Source organism: Pseudomonas sp. LBUM1672 (assembly GCF_059695655.1).
Genome location: NZ_CP166781.1, coordinates 3,112,752 through 3,125,955, shown reverse-complemented (window position 1 = coordinate 3,125,955; position 13,204 = coordinate 3,112,752). Strand labels below are relative to the sequence as shown.

The following is a 13,204-nucleotide window of genomic DNA, read 5'->3' as shown; positions in this document are numbered from 1 at the left end:
CCTTATTCCTCGGTCAACGCGGAGCCTGCCCGGTCGAGCAGCGGTTTGAACAAATAGTTGAGGAGTGAACGTTCACCGGTGCGCACGAACATTTCCGCCGGCATGCCGGGCTTGATCACCAGCCCGTTGAGTTTTTCCATGGCCTGGTCGCTGACGCTGCTGCGCAGCACGTAATACGGCGCGCCGGTTTTCTCGTCGACCATCTGGTCGGCGGAGATCAGGCTGACTTCGCCGGGTACACGCGGTGTACGGCTCTGGTTGAATGCGGTGAACAGAATGTCCACCGGCAAGTGGGTGCCGACCTTGTCGATCAGGTTGATCGGCAGGTGCCCTTCCACTTCCAGGCGAGTGCCTTGCGGCACGATCTCCAGCAAGGTGTCGCCTTGGCGGACCACCGCGCCTTCGGTGTGAACCCCAAGGTTGACCGCAATGCCGTCGGCGGTAGCGATGATTTCGCTGTGTTGCAGATCGAAGCCGGCGGAGGTCAATTGCTCTTCCAGGGTCACGCTTTTGAGCTGCGCGTCGGCCAGTTGTGTGCGGACTTCTTTCTGGTATTCCTCGATGTGCTGTTGCAACTTCAGGCGCGACTCGAGAATGCCCTGCTCGACCCGGCCGCTTTCACCACTGTTTTCCGCCAATTGCTGCTGCACCTGCGACAGTTGCCGCTGGTACTCCATCAAGCGGTTGCGCGGGATGTAGCCGTTGTCCGCCAAGGGCTGCAGATTACTCAGTTGTTGTTGCAAGGAGCTGGCCTGGGCCGTCAGGTCCGTCCGTGCGCGGCGCATGCCGGCCAGTTGCGCACTCGCGCCTTCGATGCTGGCGCGCAAGCCCGCCTGCTCGCGGGAAAACGCTTCGCGGCGGCTGCTGAACAATTGCCGCTGGCCTTCGAGGACCAAGGCCAGGCGCGGATCAGGATCGTTGCTCAACTGGGCGGGGAAATTTACCTGTTTGAGGTTGTCCCGCTCGCTCTGCCAACGGGCCAGGCTGGCCCAGGCCATGCGGTATTGCGCCTGCAGCGATTGCACGTCGGCGGCGACCTGAGTCTGGTCGAGCTGAAACAGCGGCTGGCCCTGCTTAACCACTTGGCCCTCGCGCACCAGAATCCGACTGACCACGCCGTTACTCATCGATTGCACGGCCTTGCGCTTGCCGGAGACCACGACCGTGCCTTGCACCGGAATGCCTTGGTCGAGTGGCGCGAGGCTTGCCCAGGTGAAGAAACTGCCAGCGCCGACGATCGCCAGAATCCAGCCCATGCGGGCGAAGAAACGCGCATCGCGCTCCGGGCGTTCAGCGATGTAATCGTGTTCCATCGTCGCTTCGTTTTCAGTGTTCATGCGAGCGCTGGTCATACACCCGAATTCCTTGTCGTGGGCTGATACTGGCGACTCATGCTGAGACCGCCCGCTGCTTGCGCTGTTTTTTCGCGTTGCTGTTCCTGGGCGCCGGAGAGTGCCTTGAGCACTTCCTGGCTGGGCCCAAAGGCCTGCAAACGACCTTCGTTGAGCACCAGCAATTTGTCGGCCTGGGCCAAGGCCGAGGAACGATGGGTCACCAGAATCACGCTGGTGCCCTGGGCTTTCATCTGCGCGATGGCGCCGGCCAGTGCCGCTTCGCCCACGGTGTCGAGGTTGGAATTGGGTTCATCCAGCACTACCAGGCTTGGCTTGCCGTACAGCGCGCGGGCCAATGCCACCCGTTGCTTCTGGCCGCCGGACAAACCGCTGCCGTCCTCGCCGAGCACCGTGTCGTAGCCCTGCGGCATGCGCAGGATCAACTCATGGACGCCGGCCTGTTGCGCCGCCTCGACGACTTGTTGTGGGTCGGCCTCGCGAAACCGGGCGATGTTTTCGGCGATGCTGCCACTGAACAATTCGATGTCCTGGGGCAAGTAACCGATGTAGGGACCGAGGTCGTCGCGGTTCCAGCGATGGATGTCCGCGCCATCAAGCCGCACAGTGCCGCCGAGGGTTGGCCAGACGCCGACCAGCACCCGGGCCAGGGTCGATTTACCGGAGCCGGAGGCGCCAAGCACACCCAACACTTCGCCGGCACCCAGACTGAAATTGACCATGTGCAGGGTCGCGGCACGTTGCCCCGGAGGGCCGGCGCTGACTTGTTCAAAGGTGATCTGCCCCTTCGGCGCCGGCAGCGCCATGGCTTCATCACTCGGTGGAAAGGCTTGCAGCAGCGAATCAAGACGACGATAAGCGAGCTTGGCGCCGCTCCATTGTTTCCAGACTGCGATCAGTTGATCGATGGGGCTCAGGACGCGGCCCATCAGAATCGAGCCGGCGATCATCATCCCGGCCGTCATGTCGCCTTTGATCACCAGCAAAGCGCCCAAGCCCAGAACCAGGGATTGCAGGCACAGACGCAAGGTCTTGCTCAGGGAGCTGATGATGGCGCCGGTGTCGCTGGCCTGATTCTGCAGGCCGAGAAAACGCGAATGCACCTGGAACCAGCGCTTGCGCAACACCCCGAGCATGCCCATGGCCTGAATGGTTTCGGCGTTGTGCAAGTGACTGGTGGCCAGTTGGCTGGACTTCTGCGAAAAGCCGGCGGCTTCGCCCAAGGGTTTTTTGGTCATCGCCTCGTTAAGGCAAGCGAGGCCGATCAGCACCACCGCGCCCACGGTGGCGAACACACCGAGCCAGACATTGAACAGATAGATCACGAACAGGTAGACCGGAAACCACGGCGCATCGAAGAACGCGAACAGCGCCGGGCCGGTGACGAATTGGCGAATGTGGGTCAGATCGCCAAGGGACTGCCCGGCGTTGCCCTCGCCCTTGAGCAGGTTGCGCTCGAACGCGGCCTGATAGACCCGCAGGTTGAAACGGCGCTCCAACTGGCTGCCGATGCGGATGACGATGAAACTGCGCACGATCTCAAGCAAACCGATGAAGGCGAAAAATCCGACCACCATCAGCGACAGCATGGCCAGGGTGGTTTCGTTTTGCGAAGACAGCACGCGGTCGTAGACCTGCAGCATGTAAATCGACGGGACCAGCATCAACACGTTAATTAACGCGGTGAAACAACCGACGCTGATAAGGATGCTTTTATAGTCGCCCAGTGCCTTGAATAACGGTGCGGTGGCTGGGCTCTTTGCCATCTTCATGGGTTCTTCCTGAGGTGTTATCCCTCGTCATGCCTGACGAAGTTTCCATTAACTGCCCGCACAGCGGCGGATATAGGTTTGGCGCACTAGCGCTTACAAACCAATAACAACTTTCAATCTGGTTGGGTGCTTATAACGATAATGACCATCACTCTTTTCGACGCAGCCTGTCCATTACTGCGCCTGGCGCACAAGTGTTATGACCAGAGCGGATTTCAATGTGGCTTTATAAGCGCCATCACGCTGACGACTGAGAAACAGAATCTTCGAACCTTCGTTGCCGGTGATCGCAATGCCGTCCGGTTCCGGGAACCAGCCGATAGCGGTTTCTCCGTTCAGCCAGGCGCTAAGGCAATCGGCACCGTCACCCAGTGTTTGTTTCAGCTGGAAGTCGATGACGCACACATTGGAGGGTTTGTCCTGCAACGCCTGGGACTCGGGCGAGTCATCTTTGGCGCTCAGGGTCGCCTGCCATTTGCCGGCCAGTTCCGAGGGGTCTGCTAATTTCAGGCTGCTCGCCATGGCTGTCTCTCCAAAAAAAATCATCAACGTCGCCAGGAGCCACGCGGTTGTTCGGTGGGTAAAGGCTTTATGAGCCATAGGTTGTTGTACTCCGGCTGGTGGCCTTTGGCACAGAGGACGGCGCATCGGCGCCGCCCTCCTTATCGCATTACATCACGCAGCGATGTCCGAGAACGCCGCCTGGCCAACGGTGCTGACCAGGAAATCAGCCACGCCATGCCCGGAGAAGTCCACCGACAACAGGCTATTACCGCCCGAGGAGGTCAACACTGCATCGCCTGCCGCACCAGTGAACGAACTCACGAAGTGCAGGCCTGCGCCTTTGGTGATGCCGGTCAGGTCGATCTTGTCCAGGCCGCTGACAAAATCGAGGATCTGGTCGGCTACACCCGGCTTGGAGTCACTGCTGGCCGCGAACACAAAAGTGTCCGAACCGGTACCGCCCCACAATTTGTCCGCACCGCCCGCGCCGTAGATGAGGTCGTTGCCGGCCCCGCCCTTCAGCTCGTTGGACACGCCATTACCAATCAGCAGGTCGCTGCCCGAACCACCGATTGCGTTCTCGATGGTGACACCCTTGGCAATGGAAACGTTGCCCACCAGGCCGCCAACGTCGGAGAACGAGGCTTCATTGAGGTTGATCTTCTGGTTTTGGGTGAAACCGGAGAAGTCCAGCGTGTCCTTGCCGCCCGCATCCCATACAGAAAACACAACCTTGTCCGACGACGAAGACGCGCTCAGGAAATCGCGACCGGCGTTGGAATTGAAACCGTAGGTGGTGTCCCCGGTGCGGGTTGTGGTGTTGGCACCGTAGAGCTTCTGGATGGCGGCGATATCGTCCAGGAGCGGGCCGGACGCATAGGCTTCGACGCCGGCCTTGCTGAAGTTCTGGTCGGTGTTGCTTTCACTCCAGTAGCTCATGAGGCTGTAGCCGCGGGTGTCTTCCGCGTAGGTCGCGTCGTTGTAGGTCGGCGCGCCCTCACCAGCGTTGTAGTCGCCGGGGTGGGCCAGGCCCAGACTGTGACCGATTTCGTGGGTCAGGGTTTGACGACCGTAGTTGTTCAGGTCCGGCGTCTTGTTGGGCGTGTAGCTGCTGTTGGTCAGGTACCACGAAGTACCGTCATAACCGGCACCGGTGCCAGGCAGGTAGGCGAATGCCGCTGCGCCGTCCTGGCCGCTGCTGTAATTGCCGAAGGTCATGTGACCGTCGCCGCCTGTGGCTTTCTCGGTGAACGTGACTTTGGCCACATCGGCCCAGGATTGCATGGCGAGCACGGCCTGGGCTTTCTGCTGGGCGCTGAACTGACTGAAACCGGAAATCCCGTGCTTGTTCATGGTGCTCGACGACGCCGAGGTCAGGAACGTGTAAGTCAGTTCGATTTTTCCGCTGCCGTCCTTGTCCTGGTAGGCAGCGCCGTCACGCAGCAATTGGGTTGCTGCCTCGTCGACGGAATAGGAAGGTTTGCCATTGACCGTGAGATTGCCACCCCGGTCATACTGATGGCTGAAGCTGTCGATCTGGTTGTAGGCGGAACTGGGCGCCGCCAATGATTGCAATGGCGAAAAGGCCTGTTCGGCAAGATCAATAGCATTGTTTTTAACTTTCGACATAAACACACTTCCTTGTTAAGCAATGGAACAGTTTTTGTCAGATAGCGACAATCTCTGGCGAGATCGTCCTATCACTCGCCCAATGAAGGCGAAAGAAAACTGACACAATTCGAAATCAAACGTCTACATTTTTTTTGACGTCAAATTGTTCTGCTCCAGCAAGTACCCGGAAACAATGCCTGCGCTGTCGAAATATAGTTTCAAGCTCATGGTGTTCGGACTAATTGTCTGACAATTGCGTATTTAAATATTAAATATGGGTAAGTTGTTTTTTGTCGAAGGCGTCTCGTTTTTTCGGACTTATTAGTATGTGTGCCAGTGGATTGATATCAGTCGTATTTGTAGTAAGTGTGAGATTTTGACGACTGCTGCGCAGCCGAACGCAGCCTCGCGCTGCTCGGCAGCTGCTACAAAGATTGCGGTGTGCGCGGTTCCTGTAGCAGCTGCCGAGCCTGCGAGGCTGCGTTCGGCTGCGCAGCAGTCGTCAGATACTCACAACCAACACGCATCCCACAGCGGGTAATCATGAACACGTGTTACCAGACCCGCTCGTATCGGGTTAGCCACGACATATCGAGCAAGATCCTTCACGCCCTCCTCCCTGCGAACCGCCCGATCGTGATAGCCCTTTTGCCACAACCGCCCTCGCCGCCCTAACGCCTGGTTGACCGCCAAACTGCTCCGCGATTTTATTCGGCACATCAACTCTGCCAATGACTTGTCGTGCAGTTGCACCAGGCAATGCAGATGATCCGGCATCACAACCCATGTTAAAAAATCAGCCCAGCCGTTTTCTTGAGCCTCGCGCAATTGCAAAGCAACCAGCCTTCCCAACCGCCAATCCGCAAAAAACGGCTGCCGTTGGTCAACGACAGCCGTTAGCAGATAAATACGTCCTGGCTCAGAAAAACGGCCAGTGCGTAGCAGGCCCGCATTTGAACAAACAGGCATTCCATTGCCTCCAGATCCATTGAAAGGAGGCCCGGAATCTACAACGTCGCCATCGAACCCGACGCGCCGCAATCGCTACAAAACATGAACCCTCAACTCCCCGTCCGAATCTTGTTCCACACCCGCGTCCGAATCCGGTCAATGTTGAGCGGCATGGCCTCCAGCGCGAACAGCTTGCCCATCATCTCCGGGCTCGGATACACCTTGGTGTCGTTCTTGATGGCTGGGTCGATCAGGCTGTCGGCCTGTTGGTTGCCGTTGGCGTAGTGCACGTGGTTGCTGATGCTGGCCATGACGTCCGGGCGCAGCAGGTAGTTCATGAACGCGTAGCCGGCCTTTTCGTCCGGGGCATCGGCGGGCATGGCGACCATGTCGAACCAGATGGCGGCGCCCTCCTTGGGAATGGCGTAGCCGATGTCGATGCCATTGTTGGCTTCTTTCGCTCGGTTTTCGGCTTGCAGGATGTCGCCGGAGAAACCGACCGCTACACAGATGTCACCGTTGGCCAGGTCGCTGGTGTATTTGGATGAGTGGAAATAGCTGACGTATGGCCGGACTTTCATCAGCAGCGCTTCAGCCTTTTTGTAATCTTCCGGGTTCTTGCTGTGATGCGGCAGTCCCAGGTAGTTCAGCGCGGCAGGCAGCAGTTCGGGGCCGTTGTCGAGGATAGCGACGCCGCACTTTTGCAGCTTTTCCATGTTCTCGGGCTTGAAAATCAGGTCCCAGGAATCCACCGGCGCGTTGTCGCCCAGTACGGCTTTTACCTTGGCGATGTTGTAGCCGATGCCAGTGCTGCCCCACAGGTATGGGAAGCCATGTTCGTTGCCCGGATCGTTGGTCTGCAACGCGGTGAGCAACACCGGATTGAGGTTTTTCCAGTTTGGCAGCTGGCTCTTGTCGAGCTTCTTCAGCGCCCCACCCTGAATCTGCCGCGCCATGAAATGGTTGGACGGGAACACCACGTCGTACCCGGATTTGCCGGTCATCAACTTGCCGTCGAGGGTTTCGTTGCTGTCGTAGACGTCGTAGCTGAAGGCGATGCCGGTTTCTTTCTGGAAGTTTTTGGTGGTGTCCGGGGCGATGTAGTCCGACCAGTTGTAGATCTTGACGGTCTCGGCCGCGTGGCTGAGGGACGCGACAAGCACAAGGGGTGCGAGGGTCAGTGTCTTTCGGATCATGAGTCGATTCCTGTATGGGCCGTTTTTTTTGTTGGAGCGCTATTGGCAGGCAATCAAAGGATCAAAAATCAAAAAATCAAAACGTAGGTCTTGCGCACGGTTTCCTGGATGTCCCAGATGCCGAGGCTGTTGGCCGGCAACATCAGTGCGTCGCCGGCTTCGATGCAGAGGGTTTCACCGTTGTCCGGGGTAAAAGTGCAGCGCCCCTGGATGAAGTGACAGAATTCCTGGGCAACGATCTGCCGACGCCAGCGGCCGGGCGTGCATTCCCAGACGCCGGTTTCGACGCCATCGTCGCGCTCGACGCTGGTGGTCGAAGCCACCGCCACCGGTGTTCCCAGCGGCACGGCGACGGGGTTCGACTCTTCCAGTTCCAGTGTTGCGGTGTTCTTGAATTGGGTGATGCCCATGGGAGTACCTGTCGATTGAGCCTGTAGATGAGGAGGCGCTGTTTAGTGCATGAAACCTTCCATGAACCCCGCCACCTTGCTCGCCAGTTTGCGGCGCCAAGGGGCCGTAGCCGGGTTGGCCAGGGTCTGGTCTTCGTGGACGAAGCTGCGGATGATTGCGTTGTAACCCAGCCAGCGGCAGGGTTCGGGTTCCCAGGCCCTGAGTGTGTCGAGACCGCCCTGGGGCATGACCCAGGGTTGGCGAACCAGTTCGGTATCGCGCTCGAGAATCAGATCAGCCAGGGTTCTGCCACCCAGGTTGCTGGCACCGACGCCCTCCCCGCCATAACCGCCAGACAGCGCAATGCCACTGGCGTGATCGCAGAGCATGTGTGGCTTGAAGTGCCGGGACATGCCCAGGTTGCCGCCCCACGCGTGAGTGATCTGCACGTTTTTGAGTTGAGGAAAGAGTTCGCTGAACAAATAGCGCCGCAATTCCACTTCGCTGGTGGTCAGGTCAAAGTCATGGCGTAATTTGCCGGCAAACTGATAGCCACCCCGGGCACCGAACACCAGGCGGTTGTCGGCCGTGCGCTGGCCATAGGTGACTTGCCGACTGCTTTCACTGAACGCCTGACCACGGCTCAAGCCGATTTCGTCCCAGGTCGCGGCGGACAGTGGTTCAGTGGCGACAATCAGACTTTGTACCGGCAGCTGATAGCGGCCCAGTGGCGGCAGCGTGACCGAATAGCCCTCTACCGCCGGCACGACCCAGCGGCTGCGAACCTGAGCCTTGGCGGTGCGCAAACTCCCCGACTGCCACTGCGTGACCGCGCTGTTTTCGTAAATTTTAACGCCCATTCGCTCGACCGTTTCTGCCAGGCCTCGCACCAACTTTGCCGGGTGAATGGTCGCAACGTGCGGTGCATAGATACCGCCATAGGGTTTCGCAATTCTGATCTGTTGCGCCAGTTGCTCAGGGCTGAGCCAGCGATAATCGCTTTCGGTCAGGCCTTGGCTGTACAGCTTATCGAGGTATTCGCGCAGGCTGGCTTCCTGTTCGGGATAACGCGCGGCGCAGTACAGCACGCCGCCTTTGCGATAATCGCAGTCGATACCCTCACGTTCGATGGCTATCTCTACTTCATCAGGAATGTTGTGCAGCAGATCGAAGGATGCGCGACGTTGCTCCGCCGGCAAACCGGCCAGCAGACGGTCTTCGCCCAGCAGGTTGCCCATCAGCCAGCCACCGTTACGGCCCGACGCACCAAAACCGGCGGTTTGCGCCTCGACGATGGCGATGTCCAGGCCTGGCGCCAGACGCTTGAGGTAATACGCGGTCCAAAGTCCGGTGTAGCCAGCGCCGATGATGGCTACGTCGACGTCAAGGTCGTGCTCCAGCGCAGGACGTGCCAACAACGGCTCGTCGAGTTGATCCATCCACAAACTGATAGTGCGCCACGCCGACATGCCAGACTCCGCCACTCAAACTTCGATGGCGTCGATCCTAGTGCGTGGGCTCAGGGACTGTCGTGCGCGCGTGCACGCAAAGAAATTTGTTTGACGTAAGCCTTGGGCGACAGCCCGGTGTGCTGGCGGAAACAACTGTAGAACGCCGATAACGAATTGAAGCCGGCGGCAAACGCCAGCTCATCAATGCGCACCGGCGGCGTGACGGCGTCCAGGGCTGCGAGCAAATGTTGCAGCCGTGCCTGGTTCACATAGCGATAGAAGCTCTGGCCCAGCACTTGATTCAGCAGATAGGAAATCTGATTGCGGCTGTAGCCGCACTCCTTCGCCACCCGTTGCAGGTCGAGTTCGGGGTCCAGATAAGGCTGTTGGCGCTGGAAATACTGTTGCAAGTCCTCAGCCATGAAACTCAGCTGGCGCGGTGAAAGCCCGAGACGACTGGCGGCCGGGCGCAAGTTCGCAGCGGTGCTGCTTTGCGGTTGTTCGCGCACCAGGGATGCATATTCGTTGACCCGCCAGATCAACCCGTCGCGCACCGTGATGGCCTCACTGGAACGGAACGACACCAGCCCTTCGCCGCCGCGCAAGGTCATCTGGTACTGGATGAACGCTGTGTTGCCGTCCAGGCGTATGCGATCCGAATGCTCCAGCGCTTCATCCGGGTTACGCGGCATGCTGCCGCGCACGTAGTCGCGCAACTCGTCCAGGCCCATGACCCGGTTCTGGAAAAAGTCGTTGTACTGAATGTCCGGGTGATAAAGCGCCATCACACCGTCCAGATCCCGGTGTTTCCAGCACAGGTGGTAGCGCATGACCGTCTCGCCCGTGGCCTGGGTTTGCAGGGGGCCATCATCATCGGCGTGCATAAAGGACTCGGCGAAAAAAACCGAGCTTGCCGAAGTTCGGTAACGGCTTCAATGACCAGAGCGAATCGGCGCAGTGTCGAGCCAGGCCCGGCACGTGATCCACATCAAAAAAACGTGACCAATCGCCAAACGGACTGAAAAAAATCACATGGTTTTCACATCTGGGTGCTACTTTTAAAGGCAGTCACCGGTTGAGCCATTGAAGGCTCTTCCCTCCTAACATGAGCTAAAGGAAGCGCTCGATGAAGAAGGCGGGCAACACATGAATAAAGGGTCATTCAGCAAAGTTACCTTTCCAAACGCCTGCCAGCTGATGCGCTGGCATTTTCATCCCATGGGATTCGAGGCGAGCATGGACGCGCCGGGCAGCATGATTGCCCGCCTGTTTGACCGAGCCAGTGGCGAGACCATGATCGCCATTGCAGGCATTCCTTGCGCAACTGTGATGAATGCTGCGGACGTAGAACGAATAATCGAAGCCGTGGAAGACGAACTTGAGTCTTTCATTCCTCCCGTGGCCCTCAAGAGTTATGCCTGAAGGTCAAACACCCAACAAAAAGCCCACATCATGTGGGCTTTTTTGTGGGCCTCGGGTTCAGGCCAGGTGTTGACCCTGGCGATGATCAGCGAAGAACGGCTTGTCCTTGCCAACCCTGTCCGATGCCTTGGGCATATTCGCCGCCTGCGTGTCCTGACCTTCGACATACCAATAGCAATGACTCACTGCCCGAGTGATGCCGACATACGCCAGTCGCAGGATTTCGTCTTTTTGTGCGTTGTCGTAAGGCTCGTTGTCGCCAGCCTTGCCAAGTCCCGCCATGCGATAGACCTGGTTCTTGTAAGGAGAACTGGTCAGGTGCTGGCAGTCACCGAGCAAGAACACCGCGTCAGCTTGCAGGCCCTTGGCGCTGTGGTATGTCAGCTGTTTGATGCGGCGAGCGTTGTGCGGCAAGCTAGAATCCACATTAACTACAGACTGAATATGTTGCTCTATCAATAACTTATCGCTGCTTTTTCGATAAAGCATCAAGATCGAATCGCCCTGTCGGTAGTGCTGGATCAGGCGTTGAGCCATGCCCTGATCGTCTCGATCCATGACGTTTACCGGCAATAGTGCCTTGGGTTCACCGGTAGCCTTGGCCTTCTTTCCAGCGATCGATGGCGCTGCGCGAACGATATGCTCGGCGGCATCAATGATGTGCTGATGACTGCGGTAGTTGTCGCTGAGCATTACTTTAGTCGTGCTCGGCGACGGGAATTCCTTGTTGAACTCCATGAAATACGACGGCGAACTGCCACGCCAGCCATAAATGGACTGCCAGTCATCGCCAACACAGAGCAAGGATGAGCGTTGCGCACCACGCCCGACGTGCATCGCCGGGCCGCGACTGCGAATTTCGGCCAGGCTGGCGCGGATCCACGAGACAATCTGCGGCGATACGTCCTGAAATTCGTCGATCATCAAGTGAGACAAAGGTCTTAGCAGCTCATCACTCAGCAGTTTCAGATTTTCCGGGGAGTGTTCGCTGAACAAGGCAAACATTCGGTTGTAGGTCATTACCGGTGGCTTTTGATCGAGCAAATGATCTTCAAGGGCTCGCCAGAACAGGCTCAAGGCCTCGAAGAAAAACCGGTCAGGGTCATCTTTGGCGAAACTCATCTGACCCACAGCATTCGGAACATCCAGGCCCAGGTTTTCGATAAACCCGGCTGCCGCGACAAAACAGTCCAGCAAGGGTGCCGATCCCAATTCGCCTTTGACCTTGTAATCGAAGCCCGGCCCGGCGCTGGCGTCGCCTGCGAGGGAGGCCAACATGCGCTTTGAAGACTCGTAACTATCTATCCATATCAATGGCTTACGACAGAAAGCTTGAAACAGGGTGCGCTTTACTGCCCATTCCGCGCGGACAGTCAACTTGGCATTTGGACGGCACACTTGCGGATTTTCCCGCGGGTCAAACCCGAGTACCACCCAGGCATCCAGCGTCGGGATGTAACCGTGACAATGGAAGGTCGCACCATTGATGTCGAAGGTCTGTCGATTGGGCTCGATGCCTTTAATTGGCCACGCGCCTGCGCGAAACCACAGGTCTTCAATCGTGTCGCAGAGTTCTTCGTCACGCTTGGCCGCCAACTCGGTCACCGCCATGCGTTTCTGCACGTCGGGGTGATCACGCTCCAGCTCCTTGAGCTGCAAGGCATGACGGGACAATGGCTTTATCAGTTCGCGAAAACGCTCATCGCGGGTATGCAGGCTGTGAAAACAGGCATTGAGTTGCTGACGCTGGGCGTCGTTGATGCGCAGGTCAAAGGGGTTGCTGTCGACCTCCTCATCACCGTTCTGCGCGCGATTGCTGAGGTTTTCGAACGCTTGCAGACGTTCGAAGCCCGGCAGACTGCGAACCATGGGCAGGATTCGTGAGTGGAAGGTGCGCACCAGATCCCGCGCCTCTTTGAGGCTCAGGGCCCGATCCCACAAGGCAAACAACTCGATCAGCTTATTGATGAAGTCCTTGCGCGACTCGCGGGTGAAGGTCACCACGGTCATCGAACTCAGCTCGAAGCCCAGGTAATGGGTCAGCAGCAATATGCGCAGTACCAGCGTCGTCGACTTGCCCGCGCCGGCCCCGGCAATCACCGACGTCGAAGGCGTGTCGCTGAAAATCATCTTCCACTGGGCGGCGCTTGGCTGGGCGTGTGGGGGCAGCAATCGGGCGACATCGGCCTTCATCCGCTTCTTTAGCTCGGCGCTCAAGGGCAGGCGCCAATCGTCGAACAAGTTGTCATCGACATTAGGCGGCCGGTGCTCGGTCGAGCGCGAATCGCGGATCAACAGCACTTGCCGACCTTCCTCCAACCCCTCGGCTTTGCCTTCTTTATAGCCGTAGTCCACTCCAGCGCTGTGACCGCTGCGAAAACCATCGGCTTGCCCGTGTAGCCACGACGCACGGTGTTGCGCACGCAGACGAGTCAGGCCATGGCCAAAGAAACGCGCGGCCAGGCGCTTGAGCAGTGGCATCTCGGCCAAGGGGCGAAGTTCGGGAGGAAGATCGGGGGTGTGTTGCGGCACGCGGGCGGACTCCAGGGTGTGAG

At 58.3% G+C, this 13,204-nt stretch carries 11 protein-coding genes; 1 reads left to right on the top strand and 10 read right to left on the bottom strand.

The window, feature by feature from the left end:
- Positions 1-2: 2 nt before the first annotated feature.
- The 9 genes from ACA053_RS14245 to ACA053_RS14205 all read right to left on the bottom strand — a co-directional run bounded on the left by ACA053_RS14245 (position 3) and on the right by ACA053_RS14205 (position 10,111).
- Positions 3-1,352, bottom strand: a complete 1,350-nt coding sequence (locus tag ACA053_RS14245) for an HlyD family type I secretion periplasmic adaptor subunit (RefSeq protein ID WP_497318012.1) — start codon at positions 1,350-1,352, stop codon at positions 3-5.
- Positions 1,349-3,124 (bottom strand): type I secretion system permease/ATPase, encoded by a 1,776-nt coding sequence (locus tag ACA053_RS14240; protein ID WP_497396026.1) that lies wholly within the window; start codon positions 3,122-3,124, stop codon positions 1,349-1,351. Before ACA053_RS14240 ends, ACA053_RS14245 begins: the two co-directional genes overlap by 4 nt.
- 174 nt (positions 3,125-3,298) lie before the next feature.
- Positions 3,299-3,724 carry an AprI/Inh family metalloprotease inhibitor gene (locus ACA053_RS14235; protein WP_497396163.1) on the bottom strand — a complete coding sequence of 142 codons (426 nt, stop codon included), beginning with the start codon at positions 3,722-3,724 and terminating at the stop codon, positions 3,299-3,301.
- A gap of 75 nt (positions 3,725-3,799) precedes the next feature.
- Complete coding sequence (locus tag ACA053_RS14230; RefSeq protein WP_497396024.1) at positions 3,800-5,257, bottom strand: serralysin family metalloprotease; 1,458 nt, start codon at positions 5,255-5,257, stop codon at positions 3,800-3,802.
- 492 nt (positions 5,258-5,749) lie between these two features.
- Positions 5,750-6,208 (bottom strand): REP-associated tyrosine transposase, encoded by a 459-nt coding sequence (locus tag ACA053_RS14225; protein ID WP_497318004.1) that lies wholly within the window; start codon positions 6,206-6,208, stop codon positions 5,750-5,752.
- A gap of 92 nt (positions 6,209-6,300) precedes the next feature.
- Positions 6,301-7,386, bottom strand: a complete 1,086-nt coding sequence (locus tag ACA053_RS14220; RefSeq protein ID WP_497318002.1) for a polyamine ABC transporter substrate-binding protein — start codon at positions 7,384-7,386, stop codon at positions 6,301-6,303.
- A gap of 68 nt (positions 7,387-7,454) precedes the next feature.
- Positions 7,455-7,796, bottom strand: a complete 342-nt coding sequence (locus tag ACA053_RS14215) for a cupin domain-containing protein (RefSeq protein ID WP_497318000.1) — start codon at positions 7,794-7,796, stop codon at positions 7,455-7,457.
- A 42-nt stretch (positions 7,797-7,838) separates the two neighbouring features.
- The gene (locus tag ACA053_RS14210) at positions 7,839-9,245 is read right to left on the bottom strand and encodes an NAD(P)/FAD-dependent oxidoreductase (RefSeq protein ID WP_497317998.1); all 1,407 of its coding nucleotides are present in this window, start codon (positions 9,243-9,245) and stop codon (positions 7,839-7,841) included.
- Positions 9,246-9,295: 50 nt separating this feature from the next.
- A complete protein-coding gene (locus ACA053_RS14205) occupies positions 9,296-10,111 on the bottom strand; it encodes a helix-turn-helix domain-containing protein (protein ID WP_497396022.1) in 816 nt (271 codons plus the stop codon).
- A gap of 262 nt (positions 10,112-10,373) precedes the next feature.
- On the opposite strand from ACA053_RS14205, the gene ACA053_RS14200 reads away from it, so the two are divergent.
- Positions 10,374-10,649: a DUF1652 domain-containing protein gene (locus tag ACA053_RS14200; protein ID WP_109631085.1), complete on the top strand. Its 276-nt coding sequence runs from the start codon at positions 10,374-10,376 to the stop codon at positions 10,647-10,649.
- A 57-nt stretch (positions 10,650-10,706) separates the two neighbouring features.
- On the opposite strand, the gene ACA053_RS14195 is transcribed toward ACA053_RS14200, so the two are convergent.
- Positions 10,707-13,181: a UvrD-helicase domain-containing protein gene (locus tag ACA053_RS14195; protein WP_497396020.1), complete on the bottom strand. Its 2,475-nt coding sequence runs from the start codon at positions 13,179-13,181 to the stop codon at positions 10,707-10,709.
- Positions 13,182-13,204: the final 23 nt, after the last annotated feature.

Bases quoted from the DNA above. Each gene is read 5' to 3' on its own strand.
- ACA053_RS14245 (WP_497318012.1), bottom strand. From the start codon at position 1,352: ATGACCAGCGCTCGCATGAACACTGAAAACGAAGCGACGATGGAACAC.
- ACA053_RS14240 (WP_497396026.1), bottom strand. From the start codon at position 3,124: ATGAAGATGGCAAAGAGCCCAGCCACCGCACCGTTATTCAAGGCACTG.
- ACA053_RS14235 (WP_497396163.1), bottom strand. From the start codon at position 3,724: ATGGCTCATAAAGCCTTTACCCACCGAACAACCGCGTGGCTCCTGGCG.
- ACA053_RS14230 (WP_497396024.1), bottom strand. From the start codon at position 5,257: ATGTCGAAAGTTAAAAACAATGCTATTGATCTTGCCGAACAGGCCTTT.
- ACA053_RS14225 (WP_497318004.1), bottom strand. From the start codon at position 6,208: ATGCCTGTTTGTTCAAATGCGGGCCTGCTACGCACTGGCCGTTTTTCT.
- ACA053_RS14220 (WP_497318002.1), bottom strand. From the start codon at position 7,386: ATGATCCGAAAGACACTGACCCTCGCACCCCTTGTGCTTGTCGCGTCC.
- ACA053_RS14215 (WP_497318000.1), bottom strand. From the start codon at position 7,796: ATGGGCATCACCCAATTCAAGAACACCGCAACACTGGAACTGGAAGAG.
- ACA053_RS14210 (WP_497317998.1), bottom strand. From the start codon at position 9,245: ATGTCGGCGTGGCGCACTATCAGTTTGTGGATGGATCAACTCGACGAG.
- ACA053_RS14205 (WP_497396022.1), bottom strand. From the start codon at position 10,111: ATGCACGCCGATGATGATGGCCCCCTGCAAACCCAGGCCACGGGCGAG.
- ACA053_RS14200 (WP_109631085.1), top strand. From the start codon at position 10,374: ATGAATAAAGGGTCATTCAGCAAAGTTACCTTTCCAAACGCCTGCCAG.